Source organism: Enterococcus sp. GPZ-007 (assembly GCF_059374735.1).
This window is the reverse complement of the sequence record NZ_JCAFYN010000024.1, coordinates 23,142-48,134: the sequence shown is the minus strand read 5'-3', so window position 1 is coordinate 48,134 and position 24,993 is coordinate 23,142. Positions and strand designations below refer to the sequence as shown.

Annotated in this window: 25 protein-coding genes and 1 other annotated feature; of the genes, 1 reads left to right on the top strand and 24 read right to left on the bottom strand. The window is 40.0% G+C overall.

The window, feature by feature from the left end; all coding sequences use genetic code 11:
* Positions 1-120: 120 nt before the first annotated feature.
* The 17 genes from ileS to AC4J95_RS12940 form a co-directional block, all read right to left on the bottom strand.
* The gene (ileS, locus tag AC4J95_RS13020; RefSeq protein WP_494550257.1) at positions 121-2,907 is read right to left on the bottom strand and encodes an isoleucine--tRNA ligase; all 2,787 of its coding nucleotides are present in this window, start codon (positions 2,905-2,907) and stop codon (positions 121-123) included.
* Between the two features lie 151 nt (positions 2,908-3,058).
* Positions 3,059-3,271 (bottom strand) — a binding site (T-box leader).
* Positions 3,263-3,970, bottom strand: coding sequence for a DivIVA domain-containing protein (locus tag AC4J95_RS13015; RefSeq protein WP_316403734.1), 708 nt, complete (start codon positions 3,968-3,970; stop codon positions 3,263-3,265). It overlaps the preceding feature by 9 nt.
* A 22-nt stretch (positions 3,971-3,992) precedes the next feature.
* Positions 3,993-4,775 carry a YlmH family RNA-binding protein gene (locus AC4J95_RS13010; protein WP_494550256.1) on the bottom strand — a complete coding sequence of 261 codons (783 nt, stop codon included), beginning with the start codon at positions 4,773-4,775 and terminating at the stop codon, positions 3,993-3,995.
* A gap of 11 nt (positions 4,776-4,786) precedes the next feature.
* Positions 4,787-5,056, bottom strand: a complete 270-nt coding sequence (locus tag AC4J95_RS13005) for a YggT family protein (RefSeq protein WP_316403732.1) — start codon at positions 5,054-5,056, stop codon at positions 4,787-4,789.
* A gap of 18 nt (positions 5,057-5,074) precedes the next feature.
* On the bottom strand, positions 5,075-5,707 hold the full coding sequence (locus tag AC4J95_RS13000; RefSeq protein ID WP_494550255.1) for a cell division protein SepF: 633 nt from the start codon (positions 5,705-5,707) through the stop codon (positions 5,075-5,077).
* Between the two features lie 9 nt (positions 5,708-5,716).
* Entirely contained in the window at positions 5,717-6,394 is a 678-nt protein-coding gene (locus AC4J95_RS12995; RefSeq protein WP_494550254.1) for a YggS family pyridoxal phosphate-dependent enzyme, read from the bottom strand.
* 14 nt (positions 6,395-6,408) lie between these two features.
* Positions 6,409-7,647 carry a cell division protein FtsZ gene (gene ftsZ / locus AC4J95_RS12990; RefSeq protein WP_494550253.1) on the bottom strand — a complete coding sequence of 413 codons (1,239 nt, stop codon included), beginning with the start codon at positions 7,645-7,647 and terminating at the stop codon, positions 6,409-6,411.
* Positions 7,648-7,668: 21 nt separating this feature from the next.
* Complete coding sequence (gene ftsA, locus AC4J95_RS12985; protein ID WP_494550252.1) at positions 7,669-8,994, bottom strand: cell division protein FtsA; 1,326 nt, start codon at positions 8,992-8,994, stop codon at positions 7,669-7,671.
* Between the two features lie 165 nt (positions 8,995-9,159).
* Positions 9,160-10,278, bottom strand: coding sequence for a cell division protein FtsQ/DivIB (locus AC4J95_RS12980; RefSeq protein ID WP_494550251.1), 1,119 nt, complete (start codon positions 10,276-10,278; stop codon positions 9,160-9,162).
* A 4-nt stretch (positions 10,279-10,282) separates the two neighbouring features.
* Positions 10,283-11,374: an undecaprenyldiphospho-muramoylpentapeptide beta-N-acetylglucosaminyltransferase gene (gene murG / locus AC4J95_RS12975; RefSeq protein WP_494550250.1), complete on the bottom strand. Its 1,092-nt coding sequence runs from the start codon at positions 11,372-11,374 to the stop codon at positions 10,283-10,285.
* Between the two features lie 9 nt (positions 11,375-11,383).
* On the bottom strand, positions 11,384-12,748 hold the full coding sequence (murD, locus tag AC4J95_RS12970; RefSeq protein ID WP_494550249.1) for a UDP-N-acetylmuramoyl-L-alanine--D-glutamate ligase: 1,365 nt from the start codon (positions 12,746-12,748) through the stop codon (positions 11,384-11,386).
* Between the two features lie 14 nt (positions 12,749-12,762).
* The gene (gene mraY, locus AC4J95_RS12965) at positions 12,763-13,725 is read right to left on the bottom strand and encodes a phospho-N-acetylmuramoyl-pentapeptide-transferase (protein ID WP_494550248.1); all 963 of its coding nucleotides are present in this window, start codon (positions 13,723-13,725) and stop codon (positions 12,763-12,765) included.
* 16 nt (positions 13,726-13,741) lie between these two features.
* A complete protein-coding gene (locus tag AC4J95_RS12960) occupies positions 13,742-15,931 on the bottom strand; it encodes a penicillin-binding transpeptidase domain-containing protein (protein WP_494550247.1) in 2,190 nt (729 codons plus the stop codon).
* Positions 15,932-16,309, bottom strand: a complete 378-nt coding sequence (gene ftsL, locus AC4J95_RS12955) for a cell division protein FtsL (protein WP_316403719.1) — start codon at positions 16,307-16,309, stop codon at positions 15,932-15,934.
* Between the two features lie 5 nt (positions 16,310-16,314).
* The gene (gene rsmH, locus AC4J95_RS12950) at positions 16,315-17,268 is read right to left on the bottom strand and encodes a 16S rRNA (cytosine(1402)-N(4))-methyltransferase RsmH (RefSeq protein WP_494550246.1); all 954 of its coding nucleotides are present in this window, start codon (positions 17,266-17,268) and stop codon (positions 16,315-16,317) included.
* Between the two features lie 15 nt (positions 17,269-17,283).
* Entirely contained in the window at positions 17,284-17,715 is a 432-nt protein-coding gene (gene mraZ / locus AC4J95_RS12945) for a division/cell wall cluster transcriptional repressor MraZ (RefSeq protein WP_494550245.1), read from the bottom strand.
* 169 nt (positions 17,716-17,884) lie between these two features.
* A complete protein-coding gene (locus AC4J95_RS12940) occupies positions 17,885-18,256 on the bottom strand; it encodes a DUF3397 domain-containing protein (protein WP_316403716.1) in 372 nt (123 codons plus the stop codon).
* A gap of 228 nt (positions 18,257-18,484) precedes the next feature.
* On the opposite strand from AC4J95_RS12940, the gene AC4J95_RS12935 reads away from it, so the two are divergent.
* Positions 18,485-18,601, top strand: coding sequence for a DUF4044 domain-containing protein (locus AC4J95_RS12935; protein ID WP_010745911.1), 117 nt, complete (start codon positions 18,485-18,487; stop codon positions 18,599-18,601).
* 26 nt (positions 18,602-18,627) lie between these two features.
* On the opposite strand, the gene recN is transcribed toward AC4J95_RS12935, so the two are convergent.
* From recN to AC4J95_RS12900, 7 genes are read right to left on the bottom strand one after another with little or no spacing between them, the layout of a single operon-like run.
* On the bottom strand, positions 18,628-20,298 hold the full coding sequence (recN, locus tag AC4J95_RS12930; RefSeq protein ID WP_494550244.1) for a DNA repair protein RecN: 1,671 nt from the start codon (positions 20,296-20,298) through the stop codon (positions 18,628-18,630).
* A 29-nt stretch (positions 20,299-20,327) separates the two neighbouring features.
* Positions 20,328-20,786 (bottom strand): arginine repressor, encoded by a 459-nt coding sequence (locus tag AC4J95_RS12925; protein ID WP_494550243.1) that lies wholly within the window; start codon positions 20,784-20,786, stop codon positions 20,328-20,330.
* 15 nt (positions 20,787-20,801) lie between these two features.
* Positions 20,802-21,617, bottom strand: coding sequence for a TlyA family RNA methyltransferase (locus AC4J95_RS12920; RefSeq protein ID WP_494550242.1), 816 nt, complete (start codon positions 21,615-21,617; stop codon positions 20,802-20,804).
* 20 nt (positions 21,618-21,637) lie between these two features.
* Positions 21,638-22,522, bottom strand: coding sequence for a polyprenyl synthetase family protein (locus AC4J95_RS12915; protein WP_494550241.1), 885 nt, complete (start codon positions 22,520-22,522; stop codon positions 21,638-21,640).
* Complete coding sequence (locus tag AC4J95_RS12910; protein ID WP_016180539.1) at positions 22,523-22,744, bottom strand: exodeoxyribonuclease VII small subunit; 222 nt, start codon at positions 22,742-22,744, stop codon at positions 22,523-22,525.
* The gene (gene xseA, locus AC4J95_RS12905) at positions 22,744-24,078 is read right to left on the bottom strand and encodes an exodeoxyribonuclease VII large subunit (protein ID WP_494550240.1); all 1,335 of its coding nucleotides are present in this window, start codon (positions 24,076-24,078) and stop codon (positions 22,744-22,746) included. Before xseA ends, AC4J95_RS12910 begins: the two co-directional genes overlap by 1 nt.
* A 15-nt stretch (positions 24,079-24,093) precedes the next feature.
* Positions 24,094-24,951, bottom strand: a complete 858-nt coding sequence (locus AC4J95_RS12900) for a bifunctional methylenetetrahydrofolate dehydrogenase/methenyltetrahydrofolate cyclohydrolase (RefSeq protein ID WP_494550266.1) — start codon at positions 24,949-24,951, stop codon at positions 24,094-24,096.
* Positions 24,952-24,993 lie beyond the last annotated feature (42 nt).

Genomic DNA, 24,993 nt, shown 5'->3' with positions numbered 1-24,993 from the left:
CCCAGCTTTTTTGCGTATGCAAATCATAAGAAAAAAAGCAAGACATTTTCAAGTTACATGAGTACGTAAAGAAACCCGCACCGATATTTCAGTGCGGGTTTCTTCCATTATAATAGTTTCTTATTCCAATCCTTCTGCTACAGCTTCTGGATAATTTTCCTCTACGATATGAGCACATGAGGCACATAAATGTGGAAGTTTTTCATCTTCACCAACTGTCGTCCGAACTTGACGGCAACGATCGCAGACTTCACCTTCAGCCTTTTCTACTAAGATCGCTACATCATCAAATTTCATAGCATTATCTGGCGCTGAATCCTTCGAGACGCTAAATGAATCTGGAGACACGATCAATAATTGAGCAAGATCAGCATCCAAAGCTGTTAGCATCACTCGTACTTGTTCATTCGGATAAATTGTTACTTTTGCCTCTAACGATTTACCGATGACTTTTTCATTACGAGCTTCTTCTAAAGCTTTCAAGACTTTATCTCGGAAATCCATGAAGGCCTTCCATGTATCTAACAATTCTGCTTGATTAGGGAATTCTTCGTAGCTTGGTAATTCCGCTAATTGCACATACTCTTCTTCCTCTTTCAAGTACGTCCAGATTTCTTCAGTCGTATGAGGAATGATTGGCGTCAACAGTTTCGTCAATGCCACCGCAGCTTGATAGAAAACAGTTTGCATGCAACGACGTTCGTAGCTGTCTTCCGCCTGAATATAGACCACATCTTTTGCAAAATCTAAATAGAATGAAGAAAGATCAACTGTCAAGAAGTTCACGACTGTCTTATAGATTTGAGTGAAATCATATTTATCATATCCATCTTCACGAATTGTTTTGATTACTTCATTTAAACGAATCAGCATGTATTTGTCAACTGAACGTAATTTGTCATAAGCAACTGCATGTTTTGCAGGTTCAAAATCGTTCGTATTTGCTAATAAGAAACGCATTGTGTTCCGAATCTTACGATAAACTTCAGAAACTTGATTCAAAATATCCATTGATACCCGTACATCCGCTTCGTAGTCCACGCTGCTGACCCACAAACGTAAGATATCTGCACCCATTTGATTAATGACTTTTCCTGGTACAATCGTATTGCCTAGTGATTTACTCATCTTACGGCCTTCGCCATCTAAAGTGAAGCCTTGAGAAAGAACGGATTTATAAGGAGCAACACCATTGATCGCCACACTGGTCGTGATACTTGAGTTGAACCAACCACGGTATTGGTCAGAACCTTCCAAATACATGTCAGCTGGGAAAGTCAAGTTCTCACGTTGACGTAACACCGCTTCGTGAGAAGAACCAGAATCAAACCAAACATCCATAATGTCAGTTTCTTTAGTAAATTTACCATTTGGTGAACTTGGATGAGTAAAGCCTTCTGGTAACAAATCCCTCGCTTCACGTTCAAACCAAACATTTGAACCATGTTCCGCAAATAATTGTGCGACATGTTCTGTTGTTTCAGGTGTAATGATTGCTTCACCATCTTCACCATAGAAAATTGGCAGCGGCACACCCCATGCGCGTTGGCGGGAAATAACCCAATCGCCTCGATCACGAATCATATTATATAAACGTGTTTTTCCCCATGGAATGATCCAATCTACTTTTTCAATTTCATCCAAGATATCTTGACGGAATTTATCAATAGAAGCAAACCATTGCGGTGTTGCGCGATAAATGATCGGTTTCTTTGTACGCCAGTCATGAGGATAGCTATGCATAAAGAATTCTAGCTTAAGAAGCGCACCTTTTTCCTTTAATAGATCAGTTACCATTGCATTGACTTTATCATAAAAGACACCTTCAAATCCAGGAGCTTCAGCCGTCATGACTCCACGGTCATCAACTGGTGAAATGATATCGTTACGATATTTTTTCCATGCAAAGTAATCATCTTCCCCATGTGCAGGAGCTGTGTGTACAACACCTGTACCAGCTTCCAAAGTGACATGGTCTCCTAAAATTACTAATGATTCACGATCATAAAATGGATGCTGGGCTGTCATGTATTCAAGGTCTCTTCCTTGAACTTCTTTTAGTACTTTAGGTTCTGACCAATCCAGTTCTTTTGAAACAGAATCCAATAGATCTTTTGCGATGACATATTTTTGCCCCGCTTCTTCAACTACCACATAAACATAATCTTTATTTACAGAAATTGCCTGGTTCGCAGGTAATGTCCATGGCGTTGTGGTCCAGATAATGAATGACGTATCAGTATCTAAAATACCTTTGCCGTCCTTCACTTTGAAGGCCACGAAAATAGAAGGAGATTTAACATCCTTATACTCCACTTCGGCTTCTGCTAATGAAGACTCACTTGAAGGTGACCAATAAATTGGTTTCAACCCTTTATAGATATATCCTTTTTCAGCCATCTTTCCAAATACGCGAATTTCAGCTGCTTCGTAATCAGGTGTCAGGGTGATGTAAGGATTATCCCAGTCACCTGCGATTCCTAAACGTTTGAAATCATCCCGTTGTTTATCCACTTGTGACAACGCGTACTCTTCACATTTTTTCCGATATTCAGCCATTGTCATTTCTTTACGTTTGATGCCTTTATTTGTAAGAACTTGTTCAATCGGCAAACCATGTGTATCCCAGCCAGGAACGTATGGCGCACGAAATCCAGACATTGATTTTGAACGAACAATAATATCTTTACTAATTTTATTCAAAGCATGCCCGATATGGATATTCCCATTGGCATACGGAGGGCCATCATGTAATACAAAAGTTGGTTTGCCTTCATTTAGTTGTTGGCGTTTTTCGTAAATCTTATTTTCTTCCCATTCTTTTTCCCATTGACTTTCGCGGTTTGGTAAATTACCGCGCATTGGAAAGCCAGTTTTTCCTAGCTGAAGCGTTTCTTTAGTCTTCACTATCAATCGTCTCCTTTTATTAATAAGTAAGTATTTCCTATAAAATTGAGCATGTAGGTACTTTTACGAGTAACCCTTTAAATCACGAAAAGTCCGCAGAAATCTGACCGTCGGTAATAAGTCGTGAAAAACAAAAAAACAAGCCTGTCCGCAAAGGGACGAGCTTGTCGTGGTACCACCCAAAATTTGAAACCTAAGTTTCCTCTAATCATCGCTAACGAGATGACCCGTCGATCACTACTGAATAGTTCGCAATCGAATGATCTAGAGGATCTTTCCAATTAGAGGGTCTGCCGAACTTTCACTATCTTCGGCTCGCTTAAAGAATCTAATCAGCTTTTCTGTTCTAGATTGCTTAATTTTCGTCTGATTTAATCAATTCAGGAATATCAATCGTCAACCCCATATCTTCTTCTTGAGGTTCAGCAAGGACGATTGGCTCATCTGAGTCTACTGCATTCTCAGTGTCGCTGTCAAGTTCATTAGCTAAAACTTCTTTTAAAACTTCATGACCATCACCGACATAAGAAGACATTGGTTTCAATACTTCCTCCCAGTCACCGCTGCGTGCTTGATCGATTTGAGTTTCCAATAATAATAGTAATTGTTGGTGGAAGACACGCGTCTTCTTCTTCAAATCATTTGTTTCAGCAGCTAATTGACGTGCTTTAGAAGTAGCGTCTGTTAAAATTTCTTTCGCCTTATCTTCAGCTGTTGTCGTTAATAAGTTAGCTTTTTGCATAGCATTGGAAATCAACTCATCTGCGCGATTTTGAGCAGAAGTAACGATAACTTCTGATTCTTTACTTGCAGAAGATTTAACCTTATCAGCAGTATCTTGTGCCACGACAATTGATTGGTTCAAGGCTTCTTTCAATTCATTGAAATACTCAAGCTTTTCTTCTGAATGTTTTAAAGCTTTTTCTAACTCACGATTTTTTGCGATGCTGTCTTCATAATCGCGAACGATCATATCTAGAAAATCATCGACTTCATCTTGATTATAGCCACGCATTTTGGTGGAAAAATTTTTGTTTTGGATATCTAATGGAGTTAATGCCATCTTTCTGTTCACCTCATAAAATTTATTTTCGTAAAACGCCTAAGCGCAAACGGAATTTTTCTTTCTTTGTTTTTCCTTCTAATCCTTGGATCTGAATTCGCCCAAATCCTCGAACTGAAACGACATCTAATAAATCAAGCAAATAGTCTGGACGCTCATTGGAGGACCAATTCACTTTGACTTTTCCAGCCTCAACCAATTGTTTTGAACGTTGGCGGGAAATGTTATAAACTGTTGAAATAATCGCATCCAAGCGCATCGAGGTTGCCGTGGTGGTTTCTTCTACCCAACTATCTTTTGGAATAATGATATCCGTGTATGGACGTTCCTCTAAGTGAACAGTCACTCGACCAATTTTTGTTACCTGACTTACAATATAGCTAGCAGAGTCGCTCGCTAAAAAGATTTGCCAGCGATCACCATCCGAGATAATGTCGCCAAAATAATCGCGTTTGATTCCCGCATTCATTAACGTTCCCAAAATTTTTCCGTGTGAAAGCTCCGTGAATTTCTGAGGATAATTAATCTCGATCATTACAAGTTCAAAATCATCGATTTGCGGTTCATAGTAATCAGGATAAATCATGCAGCGACAACGTTCAGCATGTTCGTAACCGCCATAAAAAGAAAATTTCAATTCGCTATTTTCACGAACTAAAGTCTCTAAAATATATGCCTGGCGAGGATCTAAAAAGTTCGTCAAATAAGGAGCGTATTGGCTTTCAACTTGTTCCAACCAATCACCAACACTGTCAACAAATGGATGCTCTTCTGGTCTAAAATGTTGATAGACATTCGCATTCATATTGCACCTCCTTAATAAACAAGATTTATCAGAATTCTTTGTAAAATATTCATGGCAAAATTCAATGCTAAAATCGCTGCCATAACTGAAAAATCCAATCCGCCAAATTGCAAAGGCAGTCGTCGAAATAAATCAAGAAACGGCTCACAAATGCGCCCTAAAATTTGGCCGAACTTGGACTGATACGCTCCTGGAAACCATGACATTAATGCATATACGACTAAAAGAATGCTATAGAGATAGACCAGTCGATTCAAGTAATAAAAAAGTGTAATTATCATTCCGTATAAGCGGCTCCTTTACATTTCTAATCCATAAATATCATCATCGACCATAGAACTTAAAGCTGTATTGGTGATTTCAACATTCGTTGGCGTACATAAAAACATTTCATTTCCAACACGTTTGATATCTCCGTCAATCATAAAGACGGCACCTGTTAGAAAATCAACGACACGACGTGCTCTCATTTCATCTAAAGACTGAAAATTGATCAAAACGACTTCGCCCTGACCTACCCGCTTTGCAATCGTCATCGCTTCATTGTAAGCCCTAGGTTCTACGACTGAGATGCGGTTTGTACGTCTTTCTTCAATTTTTGGTGCAAATCGTTGTGCCCGACTGTTATTATTAGGCATTGAAACAACTTTTTCATTGTTCTTAGGCATATTTTCTGCCTTTTTCATAACACTTTCAGCACGACGATTCGTCGGTTGTGTTTTTTCAACTACCGGTCGAACTTGCTCCTTGACAATTCTTTCTTTTGGACGCTCCTGCTTTTGGTATGTAGGACGTGCTGTTACACGTTCTTTTTTTAATGTTTCGCTTGCTGGGCGGCTAACCTGCTTCTTTGGGGCAGGTACTGCTTCTTCATACATATCATCATCTGCTAAACCAAAAAAATCAGTGATCTTTGCTAGACTAATTCCCATTAACTTTACCTAACCTTTCCTAAATAGTGCCGTTCCGATTCGAACAAACGTAGCACCTTCTTCAATTGCCGTTTTGAAGTCTTGGCTCATTCCCATGCTTAATTCCGTACATGGTGCGTATAGCAAGTTTTTCTCTTTCACACTTATCTGAAGTTCTTTTAAGGTAGAAAAAATATCCCGAACTTCTTGCTGACTTGCCTCATAAGGAGCCATCGTCATCAAACCGATCATTTTAATTTTATCCAATCCTTCTAATTCTCTAATAAAGGAATCAAGTTCTGCCGGCTTAATGCCATGCTTCGATTCCTCTCCAGAAACATTTACTTCAATAAAACAATTAATTTGATGTTCTGCACGCTTTTGAATTTCTTGTGCTAAACGCAAACTATCTAGTGCATGAAAGTAATCAATTTCGTTTATAATTAATTTTACCTTGCGACGCTGTAAATTACCAATAAGATGCCATTTAATCTGCTGATAGTTTGAGAGACTTTGCTTTTTTTCAAGTAGTTTATCTACTCGATTTTCTGCTAAATCGGTCACACCTAATTCAACGAGTTCATTTGCAGTATTGGAGTCGACACTCTTGGTCACCGCAACCATCGTAATCTCCTGCGGGTTACGTGAAACAAGAGCACACGACTCCTGAATCTCTTGCTCGATTCTATGCAAGTTTTCAGCGATCATGTGCTCTCCCCCTCTTATTTTCTTCGGCGAAAGAATGGTGGTGTATCTAGTTCTTCGTCTTTTTCAGGTTTTACTTCTTCACGATTAAATGTTTCAAATTCTTTCTTTTCGATATTATCAAATTGCGTTTCTTCTACTTTTGGACGAATGTTTTCTTCTTTTCGAATATCCCATTCACCAAAAGCCGATTGCCCATCATTGCCTCTTGAAGGCTCAATGTCTAAGTTTTGCTTTTGGGGAATTGATTGGATTTGACTAGCACGTTGTGTATTACGTGTAGCCTTACGCTCCTTTTTTGTCGGATCAATTCCTGTCGCAATTACTGTAACGCGAATTTCATCGCCTAATTCTTCGCTGATTGATGTTCCTAAAATAATATTTACATCGCCTGTTGCTGCACTTGCAACAATATCCGAAGCATCTTGAGCTTCAAACAGAGTCATATCTAACCCGCCAGTAATGTTCAATAACACTTGTTCTGCACCGTCGATTGATGTTTCTAATAACGGTGAAGAGATTGCCTTTTTCGTCGCTTCAACAACGCGATCTTCACCGCTAGCAACACCAATCCCCATTAAAGCCGTTCCTTGGTTAGCCATCACTGTTTTCACATCGGCAAAGTCCAAGTTCACATAGCCAGGAGCTGTAATCAAGTCTGAGATACCTTGAACCCCTTGACGTAAAACATTGTCTGCTTCACGGAATGCTTCCAGCATCGGTGTTTTCTTATCTACAACTTCCAGCAAGCGGTTATTTGAAATAATTAATAGTGTATCAACATTTTCTTTTAGCAATGAAATACCTTCGGCAGCAAAGCGCCCGCGTTTCGGACCTTCAAAACTGAATGGACGCGTAACAACGCCCACTGTTAGTGCACCTAAGTCTTTTGCAATCTTCGCAACGATTGGAGCAGCTCCAGTACCAGTACCACCGCCCATGCCGGCTGTGATGAAAACCATATCCGCTCCTTCAAGTGCATCGCGAATAGCTTGTTCACTTTCTTCTGCTGATTTTTGACCAACTTCCGGTTGTGATCCAGCTCCTAATCCACGAGTATATTTAGGACCTAATTGAATTACTGTCTCTGCTTTTGAATTTTTAAGGGCTTGGACATCAGTGTTTGAAGCAATGAATTCAACGCCTTTGACGTTTTCCTCGATCATGCGATTGATGGCGTTTCCGCCCCCACCGCCAACACCGATAACTTTAATAACTGCACCTTCGTTAATATTGTTATCTATTGAGAATTCCATGTTTTCTATTCCTCCTACAAATTAGTCAAAAATATTAGAGAAGAAGTCTTTAATCTTCCCAGTAACTTTTTCTTCATTTTTTGGTTTTGATTCTTCTTCATAATCATTGGATGCTTCGTAATCGTCATATACAGGTGCTGTAGAAACAGCATTCGGTTGTGGTGAAACAGATAGAGAAACTTTTTCACCCGTTACCGCTGATTTCGCTAAATGGTAAACATCACTCAATTCAGCTGAATAATTTACGATGCTGATGACATTTGTAAAGACAGGATTTCTCAAGCCCATTTGATTTGGAACGTGCAGCTTCACAGTCGTTCCAAAAATGTCTTCGGCTAAGTCAACCACACCAGGCAAGCTGGCTGCCCCGCCTGTTAAAACAACTCCGCCAGGCAGATCAAGTGCTTCGATCTCATCTAATGCTTCCTTTGCTTTACGGAAGATTTGTTCTAAGCGAGCTTCGATAATTTCTGCTAAGTACCGTTCATCAACTTTAACCGGATCCGTTTTTCCAATAACATCTACTGGGAAATCTTCATCCGCAGAAGTTCGGCTCGGATAAGCGTCCCCATAGTTGATTTTTAATGCTTCAGCATTATTAAACGAAGTGTTTAAGACGATGGAGATATCTTTGGTAACAAATTCTCCGCCCTCTTGATCAACGTGAGTAAATTTCAATTGTTTATCGTGCATGACTGCGGTCGTTGTCTGACCACCGCCCATATCAACCACAATCGTACCAAAGTCTTTTTCGCCGTCTGATAAAATCGACTCTGTCAAAGCTAAAGACGTAATCACTGTTTCAGCAACTGATAGTCCCGCTTTCTCCACACATTTTGTGATGTTATGAATGATTGTTTTAGGTCCGGTGAACACTAGCCCGAACATTTCGAGACGAACACCAATCATTCCGCGAGGATCTTTGATACCTTCAAAGCCATCAACGGTAAATTCTTGAGGCAATAGCGCAACGATTTGTCTTTCAGGAGGAACTGAACGAACCATTGCTGCGGAAGCGACATTACGAACATCTTCATCCATAATCTCTTTCGACTCATTGTTAACAGCGATCATACCTTGACAAGGCTCAACTTCTAATAAGTTGGCAGGTAATCCCACGCTGACACTTTTTATCTGAATCCCAGCTTTTTCCTCGGCCTGTTTTACTGCTCGTTGAATCGCCTGTACTGTTTTATCGATGTCTACGATAATCCCACGATTGATTCCTTCTGATTTTGCGTTTCCAACACCAATGATATTCATTTGGCTATCGATGTACTCGGCAACAACAACTTTTATCGATGTTGTCCCGATATCAAGGCCTACATACATTCCTGCTTTTGCCATGAATGGGATTCCCTCCTATTTTCAAATAAATGCTTTATTCAGATTTAATATTTTAACTTACTGTTAAGCATGAAATATAATTATTTGCAAGCAATTCACTGCCTTCAATTTTAACACATTTTGCCTAGAATGAAAAAGAAGATTCAACATTTTCTTGTAATAAATTTAATCATTTCCAACTGGCATTCCAGATTGATCTGTTGAGTTTTGTGTTGATTCCTCGGTAGTCGATTTTTCATCCGTTTTTTCAGTGTATGGATAACTGTATATTCCTGCTTCCATATCAACGACTCCTTTAATCTGCTTGTCATTCATTTCTTTCGCGATTTGAGGGTAATAATTCATTTTCCCACCCAAATCATTGATGCTTACCAGTACCTTATTTCCGTCATTCATGAAAATTTCCAATAATTCTTTATTTTCAGTTGTGGGAGCGTACTTAATCTGAGAAATTCCCTGTTTGACTTCTTCAGACAATTTATTATATCCTTCGAGCACTTTCAAAATTCGTTTTGAGCCGGTAAAACTTTCTAAAATAGGCAATTCGCCATTACTTTTCTCGACTTCAATCGGGATTATTTTCCCATTTGAAATAACCGGAGAATACTTTCCATCGTTTTCTAAATAGGCAACTTCTGGGTATTCCTTAACCTGCACTTCAAAATGATTAAATCCATCAATAGAGACTTCAGCTTTTTCAATTTGAAGCTCTTGTTTCTTCAAATTTTCCACATGATCTTTGCGATCAAAATACTGACTCCAAAGATTATCTCCAACAGTAAAATTGAGTTCATTTTTAATTATCTCTGTGGAAATACGTTCATTGCCTTTTACACTAACGCCGCCTAACTTACCTAATGGTGAAATGTAATATAATAATAGTAAAGCTGGAATTGAAAATAATCCAATTAGAATCGACGATCTCCGTACAAGACGGCGATTGCGCTCATGTCTTATATTGGGTAGCCGATCTAAAAACGAGCCATTTTTGGGTCCATTTGAAGACTCTTCCAACTCTACTTCTTCTTCAGGCTCAATAGGATCAGGCGCCGTTTTTTCAGACTCTTCAATACTTTCATCGGCAGGCTCACTAGTACTTGGTGTATCAGTAGGCACATCAGAAGTTTCTTGTTCTCCTTCTGGTTCGCCGTTTTCCAGTGCCTTTTGCTTCAAGTATTCCATATTGGCCAATTGCCAAGGTGTTAAATTTTCTTGTCTATTTTTTACCTCTTGGTCTTTCTTTTCATCTGGAACTTCTTCACGACTAATGATCCTCACCTCCAAAATATTATTTGACGAGCTCGTTGACTAGTGACCATAATCGTTCGGCAGCATCTGGGATACCTTCTTTACGTGAAGCCTCCGCCATTGCTAATCTTTTTTCAGAATACCCCATGATTTCATCAACTGCTGCCACCAATGTTTCACCAGTTAATTCAGCATCCGTAATCATCTTGACCGCGCCTGCATTAACTAAACTTTGTGCGTTCTTTGTTTGATGATCATTCGTCACATATGGACTTGGAATAAGGATAGCCGGCAATCCTAAAGCAGTGAGTTCTGCAATTGAAGTCGCCCCAGCACGACCAATTAGCAAATCAACATTAGCCATAACATCCGTCATATTTTTAATATAGGGCTGCAGTGAAAGATTGCGACTGATTTTATCTATATCAAACCTTTCAGATATTTCGTTATAATACCTGTCTCCGGAAGCATAAAGTATTTGATACTCTTTTTGAGAGAACTTCGGCAATGCTTGGATGACGGCTTGGTTTATTTTTAATGCGCCTTGACTCCCGCCAAAGATTAAAACCGTGGGAACTTCTGGCAACAAACCATATTGTTCCAACACTTCAGATTTCCCACTAGTCACCACTTCTTGTGCACGTGGATTCCCAACTAAAACTGTCTTATTTTCCGGGAAATATTGTGCAGCATCAGGGAAACAAATTCCTACCCGATCAACGAAACGACTCAAAAATTTGTTTGTAATTCCTGGAACACTATTTTGTTCATGAACAATTGTGGGGATCTTCATTCGCGTTGCCGCATAAACCACCGATCCCGAAACATAACCGCCTGTACCGATTACAATATCTGGTTTAAACTCGCGTAAGATCGCTTTCGAACGTTTGATACTTTCCAAGAACAATTGAACTGTTTTTACATTATCGAGCGAAAACTTTCGTTTAAACCCTTGGATTTTAATCGTTTTAAAAGGGATGCCTGTTTCAGGCACGATTTTATTTTCCAACCCGCGATGAGTTCCTACATATAAAAATTCGGAATCAGGTTGAATCTTTTGTACGTAACGGATAAATGCTAAGGCTGGATAAATATGTCCACCCGTGCCGCCGCCTGTAACAAGTATTCTCATTCTATTTCCCTACTTTTCTATTTGTTTCACAGCTTGCATAAATTTTTCCCCGCGAATCTCAAAGCTCGGATATTGATCCCAACTGGCATTGGCAGGTGATAACAGGATACTGTCGCCCGCTTCACTTTGTTCATAAGCCAGTGGAACAGCCGTCTCAACATTTGATGTCATAATGATCGTTTTAATTCCTGCACGTCTAGCTGTATCAGCCAGCTTATCTTTTGTTTCGCCGAATAGAACGATTGCTTTAACTCCTTCTAGTGATGGAATCAATTCATCAAACCCATTTCCACGATCCAAACCACCCGCTAACAGGATCAAACGATCATTATCAAAACCACTCAAGGCCATCTCAGTAGCCAAGCTATTTGTTGCTTTAGAGTCATTATAAAACTTGCGACCATTGATCGTATCCACATACTGTGTTCGATGCGGAACACCGTGGAAATTGCTCAAAGCCGTTCTGATTCCTTCATTTGAAATACCTTTTAGTTTTGCTACAGCAATCGCCGCTAATGCATTCTCAACATTATGCGCTCCTGGCACTCCTAATTCAGAAGCATTCATGATCTTTTCTTGCTTAAAGTAGAGCCCACCGTCTAGTAGGTACGCTCCATTCACTAGCTTTTCCTTCGTTGAAAAAGGTACGACTTGCGCTTTAGTTTGTTTACTCATTGATTGCAGTTCTTGAGAATTCCAATTCAAGACGAGGTAATCAGCTGGGGTCATATTCGCTTGAATAGCCCATTTCGCGGCCACGTAATTTTCACGCGTTTTATGATAGTCCAAGTGCGCTTCGTAGATATTTGTTATGACAGCAATCTGCGGCTTGAATTCTTTTACGCCCATCAACTGAAAGCTTGACAGTTCCATGACAATATCATCATCCACTGTTGCTTTCGAAGCCACTTCACTACTGGGAAAACCAATATTACCAGCAAGATGAGCTTTTCCAGCGGTTCTCTCTTGATTCAACAATAGACCGATCATAGTGGTGGTAGTCGTCTTGCCATTCGTTCCAGTGATACCAACGATTGGACATTCTGCGACTTGATAGGCCAACTCCACTTCGGTCAAAATAGGAATATGCAGTTTTTCCGCTTTCGCTACTAATGGATTATCGTAAGGAATACCAGGATTTTTCACCATCAAAGAAAAATCTTCATCCAATAATTCTATCGGATGGTGCCCTGTAATCACTCGTACACCCTGTTCCAATAATCCTTGAGCCTCTGGATTTTCTTCAAAAGGCTTTCCATCGTTGACCGTAACAAGTGCGCCCAAGTCATTCAACAACTTGGCCGCACTAAATCCACTCTTCGCTAATCCTAAGACTAATACTTTTTCGTTTTCATATTGTTTAATTTGTTTCATTTCCTAGTCATCTCCTACAGTACGATCAGTAAAACAATAATGGATGCAATGAGTCCAATAGCCCAAAATACTGTGTCAACCTTCCACTCGGACCAACCTGACATTTCAAAGTGGTGGTGTAAGGGTGACATTTTAAAAACACGTTTCCCTGTTAGTTTAAAGGAAGTGACCTGAATAATCACGCTTGCTGTTTCAAAAATGTAAACTAGACCGACTAGTAATAATGTCCATTCTTGATGTAAGAGGATCGATACAGCTGCTAACAGCCCGCCTAAAGCAAGCGATCCAACGTCGCCCATAAAGATCTTTGCTGGCTTCTTATTATAAGGAAAGAATCCAACAAGCCCACCCATCACAGAAAGACAAACAATTAAAACTTCATACTGCTGTTGTTTCCATGCAATGATTCCATATGTTGCAAATGAGATTGTGCCTAGACCAGATACCAGTCCATCGATCCCATCAGTTAGATTCACTGCATTTGAAAAACCGACCAACCAAAAAACCACAAACAGACCATATAGAATATTTATCGGCAGTTCAATACCAAAGAAATTCAAGGTATTAGGATAACCTTCTGTTCGATAAATGATATAGAAGATAATCGCTACAACAACTTGAGCTATGAATTTTTGACTTGAAGTCAATCCTTCATTCTGTTTCTTCGCCAATTTTATGAAATCATCCAAAAAACCGATGATCCCATACAATAATAAGACGAACACTAAAATCAATAGTGACGTTGTCATTTTATTTGTCCAAAGACTAAACCAAATTGCAGTAATCACAGCAGCGGCTAAAAAACCTAGTCCGCCCATCGTTGGGGTCCCTGCTTTTGAATTGTGCCATTTTGGACCTTCATCACGAATTTCTTGTCCTTGTTTTTTCATTCTAAAATAGCCGATTATAAAAGGCATGCCTGCTACCGTAATTGCGAAACTACTGGCAAAGGCAATGAATAGTTGTGCCGGTTGCATTTTTTTCTCTCCAGTCCTAACCTAACGTGATTTTTAGTTTCTTTTTCGATACTTCTTCATAAGGAACGATGTTTTGCTTTGTGCAGTACCCATCTCCTTTGAAGCTAACTTCAATATCCAGCAAATTCGCTAATTTTAGGATATCTGCTTTTGACCATCCACGAACATCGGGCATCTCTTTCTTCCCGTCTGTCAGTAAAATCAAATGCTCATTGGCCATGACTTTCTCTCCAGGTTTCGCAGATTGTTTGATGACTTTATCACCATCTCCAACTACGACCGCAGTTACTCCTCGTTTATTTGCATCTGCAGCAGCACGTGACGTCTTTAGATTGCGATAGTCCTCTACTGTAATTTTCGTATTGCTTTCTTCATCCGAAGAATCTGTATTGCTATTTTGGAATTCCATCGCTCGGCTTAATAGTGGATTTGCTATTTCACCTAAGATACCTTCTTTATTTTCTTGTGGCTGCTTCATCGTAATATATAAAATATATTCAGGATCTTCTGATGGAAGCATCAAAGCAATTGAATAAATATAATTCGTATCTCCTGTTAAATATCTCCCGCCCTCAGCAATTTGAGCCGTACCTGTTTTGGCAGAAATGTGGTAACCAGGTACTTTGTATTGATCATACGCTGAGCCATAGTTTTCACTCTCAACAGTATCTCGCATATATTCACGAACCTTTTGAGCAGTCTCAGCGGTGATTGGTTCTCCTACTACTTCCGGTTTTGTGATAATCTCTTTACCTGTATTAGGATTGGATACTTTTTCAATATAATGAGGTTGCAACATTTTTCCGTCATTTGCTACAGCAGTAAAGCCGCGCATCATTTGAAAATTTGTTACACCGATAGCTTGACCGTAAGAACTCATCGCTTGGTCAACGATATTACTGGTTGGCAATAGGCCCTTGTTCTCACCTGGCAAACCAGAATAAGTGCTTTGACCAAAACCAAAACGCTTCACATAATCAGGCCAACGTTCCCCTAATCGCTCTTCCAATTTGACCATCCCAACGTTGCTTGACCAAGATAATGCTTGACGCATCGTCAAAATTCCTTTTTTACCTAAATCCCAGTCATTGATGGTTGCATCCGCTACTTGAATCTTTCCTGAAACATAACTTTCATTCTCATTAAAGACTCCTTCATTCACAGCAGCCGCAGTCGTAAAAACCTTCATAGTCGACCCTGGTTCATAATTGTCTTCAATTAGAAAGTTGCGCCATGCATCAGACTCTCCCAGACCTTCTTTTGTTTCAGGATTGAAAGTTGGTCGCTGAGACATCGCCAAAATATCTCCGGTTTTTGCCTGCATCAGCATCGCTGTCATTTCAGCTGGTTTGGCCTCAGCGTTAACTTTATCTAATAGAGTCTCTAAATAACTTTGTAATCCCGCATCCAAAGTGGTATAAATATCTTCTCCATCAACAGCCTTTTTCTCTTCCGCAACACTTCCAGGAATCGGACGTTGATTCTCATCTTTTTGGTAAACGACTTTTCCGTCTTTTCCTTTTAAAACATCATCATAAGCTGCTTCGACACCCATCATGCCGACCAACGATTCTTTTTTATCTGGTTGTGCATAACCAATAAAATGAGAAGCAAAATTCCCATTCGGATACATTCGATCAGTGTGTTCAGTAAAGTACAGACCTTTGACCTTAGCTTTCTTCATGTCAGCTTCAATATTTTGTTTGGTCTCTTCAGAAATACTTTTTCCTTTGTTACCAAATTCAACCTGATAGTACTTGCTAGTCCCATCACTATTAATACCGCTTTTCAAAGTTTTTAAGGCCGACTTTTCATTAATTCCTAAATACTTATGTAAAATAGAAGCCAATTCATCAAAATTCTTTTCTTGTGCATAAAGCTTTTCTTTTCCGGAAACATAACTCTCTGACAAAATCGCATAGATCGAATAGGAGGTTGCATCTTCTGCAATTACTTCACCGTTACGATCGTAAATCGTTCCACGTTTTGCCTTCACTACTTCTCCACCGTTATACAATTCTTCAGTCTTGGCTGCTAAAGAAGTACCGGCGACATGTCCACCAGCTACAACATAAATCATGCGAATGGCAAATAAAAAGAACAATCCAATACTCGTAGCAAACAAAATAACGCCTACTTTTTTGCGATTGTTCATCGGAGTCAAATTCTTTTTTCGGATTTTCCTTTTTAGCCTTTTAAAGCTCATTTACTTCACTTTCCTTAAATTCGCGTCATTGATAGAAAGCCCAGCTTTTTCAGCAACTTCCTTCAAACGATCAGAACGAGATAATTCGCTCTTCTCCTGTTGTAGTTGAGAAGCTGTTTTTTCTTTTGCATCAATATCCGTTTGAATACTTGTAATTTCATTTTGAGTTTTGCTGATTTCATTTCGGTAATTAACCATCACAACCGATAATCCAATTAGCATCACTAAGAATGCAAATACAGCAATTTTTTCCACACGAGTGATTTTCTTTAGGCGATCTCCTGGAGAAACGAAGACTTTGAAAGAATCTGGCGTTTGGTGAATCTCTTCTTGCTGAGAATCAAATTGAAACTGTTGATTATTATTTAATTCTGCCATAATTCCTATCCTTTCTTCATTTTCTCCGCGATCCGTAATTTTGCACTTCTCGCACGATTATTATCATGTAATTCCTCATCAGAAGGAATAATTGGTTTTCGATTAACTAGCTTCAATACTGGTTGGAACTCTTCAGGCACCATCGGTAAACCCGGAGGCATATCCTTCGGTGTACTGAATTCTTTAAACATTGTCTTAACGATCCGATCTTCCAATGAATGGAAAGTAATCACACTGACTCTGCCCTCTATAGTAAGCAAGTCAATTGCCTGTTCCAAAGAACTCTCAATTGCCCCCAGCTCATCATTTACAGCGATACGGATAGCTTGGAAAACACGTTTTGCAGGATGTCCACCTTTTCGTCGTGCTGGCGCAGGGATAGCATCCTTGATCAAGTCCACAAGCTCGCCAGTTGTTTCGATCGGTTTGTCTGCACGTCTGCGCTCAATTAGTCGAGCAATCTGCTTAGAAAATTTTTCCTCACCGTATCTGAAGAAAATTTTTACTAATTCATGATAAGAGTATTCATTTACGATTTGGTAAGCACACAGCGGTGCATCTTGATCCATCCGCATATCCAATGGTGCGTCTTGATGGTAACTAAACCCACGTTCTGCCTCATCCAGTTGGGGAGAGGAAACTCCCAAATCGTATAAAATCCCATCGACCTCTGTCACGCCTATGCGATTCAGTTCTGTCGTCAGTTCTCTAAAGTTTGCTTTTATAAAGGTCACTTGATTCTTTGCGACATATTCGCCTAAACGAATCTTCGCGTTATCGATTGCCTTTTGATCCTGATCAAAAGCGTAAAGATGTCCATCGGCATTTAACTGGCTTAGCAAATACTCGCTATGCCCAGCACCACCTAATGTACAATCAACATAAACACCGTTTGGTTTAATTGCTAGACCATCAACTGTCTCATGAAGCAAAACGGTTGTATGTTGAAAGTCTGTCATTGATAATCCTCTTCTCTAAAATCCAAAATCGACCATTGTTTCAGCAATGTCATCAAAACTAGCTTCTGTTTCTTTTGTAAATTCATTCCAGCGTGCTTGATCCCAAATCTCAATTCGATTTGCGACCCCGATAATCACACATTCTTTTTCAAGCGACGCGTGATTACGTAGTGATACAGGAATATTGATTCGTCCCTGCTTGTCTATCTCACATTCAGTTGCTGCGGAGTAAAAGAAACGTACGAACGCACGCGCATCTTTTTTTGAAAGTGGCATCTCATTCAACTTCGTTTCAAGTTGATTCCATTCGGATAAAGGGTATCCAAATAAGCACCCATCCATTCCGCGGGTAACTACAAATTTCTCGCCTAATTGTTCACGTAATTTTGATGGTACGATCAATCGACCTTTTGCATCAATATTATGTTGAAATTCACCCATGAACATCTAGACTTCACCCCTTTTTACCACCGCATGAGATTAGTCTACCACAATCCCCCACAATCTACCACACTTTGCAAAAAAACAAAAATAACAGTTTTTTGACCTTTTCTAACCATGCTGATTTATCAAGGATGCTAAGTGGAATAAGGAGTTTTTTTAAAGTTTTTTCGTATTATAACGCATTAATAATGCTCGCAATAATCAAAATAAAATAGACTAAGACCGACAATAAAAACGTTAAGCGCCAAAACATTTTAAAGAAGCGACCGTACATGATTTCGCGATAACGATAGGCTTGAAAAACAACTACGCTAATGCCCAATAATAGAATAGTTAGTAAAAAATATGGTAAAATCGAAAACGAGCTGATACTCTTCGAAATTTCGTGCATACCAACAATTAAAAATGGTATGGTAATATCCGGCGTTTTCAAATTGAAGCGTTGTTTTAACTTAAAAGTTGTTACGATATAATCAGACGCTAAAAAGACGATTATCGGAAAAATGTACCATAACAATAGTACTGGTGAAAATGATGCCAACAAACACAGTCCTTCCTCTTCAAACTACTATCCTCACTATACTGCATTATCGTTACATTCGTGTTTCAATTCATTTAAAATATAAAGGATTTAGCAAGTTTTAACAATTGAATTCGCAATATTGGTGCGAAAAGATTCCTTAGTATTTTTTAAAAGTTTTTTTCGGTTAATTGCGGAGTTTTGTGAAATGGAGTATGATGAGTTTAATATTTTTTCGAGGATGGTGACATCATGAATAACAAAAAATCTACTAGTACATTTTCTAAAGTTACTAAGGTTGTTATTTGGACCATGTTAATTTTAACAATTGGCTCATTAGTTTTGAGTAGTCTGTTGAGTATTATGTAAGCAAATAGCCGGAGCATCTGCTCCGGCTATTTTTTTGCTAATTGCAATAATTCTTCTGCGTGTTTGACAGTCAAATCAGTGATTTCAGTCCCCGCTAACATTCGGGCGATTTCTTCTGTGCGGTCTTGCTCCGTTAGCTCTTCTACTTTAGTAAGCGTCCGGCCATCCACCACCTCTTTTCGAATGAACAATTGATGATCCGCTTTTGCTGCTACCTGAGGTAAATGTGTGATGCATAAGGCCTGCGAATTTTGTCCGATTTGATAAATCTTATCAGCAATGGCTTGCGCCACACGTCCACTTACTCCTGTATCGACTTCATCAAATACGATACTGGTTAGGCCTTGTGTTTTCGAGAAAATCGTCTTCAAAGCTAACATCACACGCGAAATTTCGCCACCTGAAGCTACTTTGACCAATGGTTTTAAAGGTTCCCCAGGATTCGTCGTGATATAGAATTCTACCTCATCAATTCCATCCGATGTAAAATTGGTTTCTTTGAAGCGGACTTCAAAGCGCGCATTTTCCATGTACAGATCCTTCAGTTCATTCTGTATAGCGGATTCCAGCTTCCTCACCATTTTGTTCCGAGCCGCCCTCAACTTCTCCGCCAGTTTCTGCAAGGTTACTTTTTTTGTTGCTAACTCATTTTCCAGTTTTTCCAATTTATCACCAGAAAAATCTGAATCTAACAGTTCTTGGCTAATCTGATCATAATAGTTCAAAATCACTTCGATCGAATCACCGTATTTTCGTTTTAATTGATGGATCAATTCTAGACGTTCATTGACTAAATCTAATCTTTCCTCATCTAATTCGAGCATATCTAATTGACGACCGATTTCACTGACGGCATCTTGTAGTAAATAGTACGCACTATGAACATTGTCGGAAATACTTTCATAATCCTTATCTAAAGAAGCAATCGTTTGAAGTTCTTGACTAGCAGAACCAATTGTATCAAGAGCGCTCGTTTCTTCATTTGTCATTGCTTGATAACTGTAGGAAAGACTGTCCACGATTTTTTGATAGTTCGTTAGCTTCTCACGTTCCTCTACCAATTTTTCTTCCTCACCGACAGTCAGCTCGGCGTTGCCAATTTCTTCTTGCTGGAAGGTCAGCATATCGATCCGTTGGACAAAAGACTGTTCATTTTGTTTGAACTTCTTGACCTGATTCGCTAAGGTAACATAGCTTTGGAAAGCCGTTTGATAGGTCAGTTTGATATTTTGAAAAGAAGCATCGCCAAAACTGTCTAAAAGACGCAAATGCGATTCGGGATGCATCAATTCTTGGTGATCGTTTTGACCTTGGATATCCACTAAAAATTGTCCGATTCGTCGCAGATTTGCTAAAGTCACAATCCTGCCATTAACACGTGAGACACTCTTTCCTGAGATATTCAAATCTCGCTGGACAATCAATCCCGCCTCGTCAACTTCTATACCAAGCTCCTCCATCAATATTTCAAAGTCTGACTGCTTTGGTAAATCAAAAAGTCCTTCTACCAAGCACTTATCGCTGCCTTGGCGAATGTATTCGATTGAAGAGCGAGCACCTGCTAACAAACTCACCGCATCGATAATGATCGATTTTCCGGCACCAGTCTCACCAGTTAATGCAGTCATTCCATCAGTAAAACTCAAATGTAACGAAGAAATGATCGCAAAGTTTTTAATTGTCAGTTCTTGTAACATTTTGCACATTCTCCTTTTAATGAGACAGACTAATTATTTTGACTTTTCTGTGCGATGTCTTGCTTAATACGCTTGGCATCTTCTTCCGTTCGAGCGATCATCAAAACGCTGTCATCGTCATTTAAAGTCGTGAATAGAACTTTAGTGAACTGTTTTTCCAGCAAATTAGCACACGCCGAAGCATTTCCCGGCAGTGTTTTTACATTGATGAACTTTTCCATCTGATCAACAGAAATCACAGCTTCTTTCAAAAGATCAGCTAGTTTTTCGTTAACATCTTCTTGCTCCTTGCGTGGCATGCTGTACCGATAACCACCATTTTGAGCGGGAACTTTGATCAATTTCATTTCCTTGATATCACGTGAGATCGTGGCTTGAGTAACAGTTACTCCTTGCTGGGCCAAGATTGCCACGAAATCCTCTTGTTTCTTCACATCGAACTCACTCAGTAACTGAGTAATGATACGATGACGTTCTTGTTTTCGCATTCCTTCTCCTCCAGACTATTTATCTAGTTGCTGATGGGCTTCTGAGACAACATTTGCCAAATCTATTTCTGGATTTATGATGCCGGACTCAGGAACTTTTTTTAAATGAGCAAGAAACTCGATATTGCCCTCCCCGCCTGTAATTGGAGAGAAAGTCAACTCTTGTACATCAAATCCAATAGTTGTGGCAAAATCTGTGATTTCTTCCAAAACCATCAAATGCGTTTTAGGATCCTTGATGATGCCTTTTTTTCCAACATATTCTTTCCCTGCTTCGAATTGTGGCTTGATTAATGCCACTACATCGCCTGCTTCTGTTAGAATATCATGAAGTGGCGGTAAGATTAGTTTCAAGGAAATAAAAGAAACATCAATTGTGGCAAAATTCGGCTGTCCATGCTCAAAATCAGCTAGTTTGGAATAGCGGAAATTTGTTCGTTCCATCACTACTACACGTTCATCTTGACGTAATTTCCAGGCCAATTGATTATAGCCCACATCCAATGCATAGCTCAACGTTGCCCCGTTTTGTAACGCAACATCAGTAAATCCTCCCGTAGAAGAACCAATATCCAATAGAATCTTCCGATTGATATCAACAGCAAAAGTCTTTAAGGCTTTCTCCAGTTTTAGTCCACCACGAGAAACATACGCCAAGCCTTGTCCTTTCACTTGTAAAATCGTCTCAATTGGGATTTTTTCACCAGGTTTGTCCAGTCGCTCATTTTTCTGATCGTAGACTAGCCCAGCCATCACGCCGCGTTTTGCCTTCTCTCTGGTCTCAAAAAGTCCTTGATTGAAAGCCAACACATCGACACGTTCTTTTTTCATATCATTCCCTACTTCTAAAGTTATTTTTTTAGCGCAAACAGCTCAAGCAATTCTCGGAAGATTTGCGGGTGAAACTCAGCAACACTCGTCAATTGCTGTACAACAATCTCAGCCTGGTTCAATTCATCTGCTAATGCCTGTTTTGCTCCTTCAAGACCCAATAAGGCTGGGTACGTGCTTTTAGCAGCTTTTTCATCTTGACCAACTTGCTTACCTAGTTCCTCGGTGGTACCGACCACATCAAGCAAATCATCACGGATCTGGAAAGCCAGCCCGATGTGTCCGCCAAGTTTTTCAAGTAGCTCAATCACGTATTCCGTTTGATTTGCCAAGATGCCCCCAGCAACGAAGGCATAGGTCAAAAGCGCTCCCGTCTTCCCACGATGAATCGCCTTTAGCTCATCTAAAGGTACCTGACGCTTCTCTGCTGCCATGTCCCCTGCTTGTCCAGCTACCATTCCGGCGGTACCAGAAGCTTTCGCTAAAAGCTGGATCAGTAAGACATTTTCAGCAGTACTTAATGTCGTTTCACTAATCAGTTGAAAAGCCCCAGTCAAAAGTCCATCACCTGCTAAAATCGCCAGAGCTTCTCCGAAGACTTTATGGTTAGTAGGCTTTCCGCGACGCAAATCGTCATCATCCATCGCTGGAAGATCATCATGAATCAGTGAATACGTATGAATCATCTCTAGTGCTCCAGCTGTTTGGTAAACAGGTGCGGTCAGTTCTTTTTGAAATGCTTTGACAGTTGCCAAAACAATTAGCGGCCGAATCCGTTTCCCTCCTGCTTCAATGGAATAAAGCATACTTTCTTTCAGTTGTTCATGGGTCGTGCAGGTAGTAATAAAGTCGCGAATCTCTTTTTCGACTTTAGGTAGCTCTTCAGCAGAAAGCTGCTGCAACATTTAGGCTTCCTCCTCACCTGTAAAAGGCACTTCTTCGTCTTCACTCATCATTTTCGTCAATGTTTTTTCTGCTTTCGTTAGCGTGTCTTGACACTGTTTGCTTAAGACCATCCCTTTTTGAAACGCTTCTAGTGCTTCTTCTAAAGGCACATCGCCGCGTTCTAGCTGTGTGACGATCGTTTCTAATTGCGTGATGGATTCTTCAAAGGTTGTATTTTCCATTATTCTTCCCCTTTATCAATTTCTAAAATCGCTGTTTTCACCGTTCCATCGACAAAATGAACAGTCATTTCTTTTTCCTGTAAATCGTCTACTGAACGAACTACCTGATTATCTTGCGTTGTATAAGTAAAGCCTCGGCCCATTGTCTTTAAGGGACTTAATAAATCCAGTGACGTGATGGCTTGCTGTACTCTTCGTTGTTGATTTTCCAAATAGCCTTGCATTTGCTGCTGCAGGCGTTCCTGCAAATAAGTCATTTGTTGTTGGGCTTGCTTGACTCGATTGATAGGATTAGCTTGCGCTAAGCGATTGCTGTACTGCATCAATTCTCGTTCTCGCTGATTCACCAAAACAGTCATATTCTGCTGCAATTGCTGCGTTAAGCGATCCAACTGTACGCTTTGTGCTTCATATAAGCGATTGGGTTGTCTAAAAATATACGATTGCTGCAGCCGTTCAAAGCGTTCCTTTTTGCGTTGCAACTGATGTAAGAAGGCTTGCTCTAAGCGCGCTTGTTTTTCTTTGATGCGCAAGATTTCTTCTGATAAGACAGGCACTGCTAATTCCGCGGCAGCCGTTGGTGTCGCTGCTCGAACATCTGCAACCAAATCTGCAATTGTCGTATCCGTTTCATGTCCCACTGATGAGATAATCGGTATAGGAGAAGCAGAGATTGCTCGCGCGACGATTTCTTCATTGAAAGGCCATAAGTCTTCGATCGAGCCGCCACCTCGTCCAATAATCATGGTATCAAAATCCATGGCTTCTGCTTTTTTGATATTTTTGACGATATCCGCTGCTGCTTTGTCTCCCTGTACTAAAGTAGGAAATAGAACCAACTGGGTGATTGGATAGCGTCGTTTCACTGTTGTAATGATGTCGCGAATGACCGCACCACTTGGACTAGTGATCACCGCAATCCGTTTGGGATAGCGCGGTAACGTTTTTTTTGGTCTTGAAAACAACCCTTCTTTGTCTAACTTCTCCCGCAATTCAGCTAAAGCTTGATACAAAGCACCCACACCATCGGGCTCCATGTGATCAATATAGATTTGGTAATTCCCGCTAGCTTCGTAAAGTGCTACACGACCAACCACCAATACTTTCATTCCTTCTTTCGGTGCGAATTTCAGTTTTTGAAAGGCACCTTTGAACATGATCGCACTTATTTTTGAGCGTTCATCCTTTAAACTGAAATATTGATGGCTATTTGCCCGCATACGAAAGTTGGAGATTTCTCCGGTCAAATAGACCCGCTCTAAATAGGGGTCTACGTCAAATTTTCGTTTAATATATTTATTTAGCGCACTGACAGTTAAATACTCTTGTGCCATTCAAACACCTCTTTGCTATTCGTGGTCCAACACTTGGCGTTCACAACATTCTACCGTTTGCTGCATCAGCATAGTGATAGTCATAGGACCCACACCGCCAGGAACTGGAGTGATGTAGCCCGCGATTGGTTCGACCTCATCAAATTTTACATCACCAATCAATTTCCCATCTTCATTACGGTTCATGCCAACATCGATTACGACTGCCCCTGGTTTGATAAATTCTTTTGTAACAAAATGACCTCTGCCGATTGCTACAACCAAAATATCTGCCTTCTTGGCAACTTTTGCCAGGTCCTCCGTTTTGGAATGTGTTAAGGTCACGGTCGCATTGGCTTCTAATAGTAAGATTCCCATGGGTTTACCGACAATATTACTACGACCGATCACAACTGCTTGCTTGCCAGCCAATGGAATATCATACGCTTCAAACATTTTCATAATACCGTATGGCGTACATGGAATTGTATGAGGCATCCCCGCAAATAAACGGCCCATATTCATTGGATGGAACCCATCAACGTCTTTTAATGGATCAATCGCAAGCAGCACCTTTTCTTCATCAATATGATCTGGTAATGGCAGCTGTACTAAAATGCCGTGGAATTCATCAGAATTATTGAAATATTCGATTTCCTTGATCAAATCAGCTTCTGTAATTGTTTCTGGGTAACGTTTTACTTCTGAATGGATCCCGATTTTTTTTGCTGCGCGTTCTTTGTTTCGCACATAAACTTGACTGGCGGGGTTCTCTCCGACTAATAATACGACCAAACCAGGATGGATCCCTCTTGTCGCTAACGCTTCAACTTGCGCCGCCGTTTCTTGTTGTAGCTTCTCAGCTAACTCTTTTCCATTGATAAGTTGTGCCACATTCATTCCCCGCTTCTTTTAATAGTTTAAATAAAGCTGGGA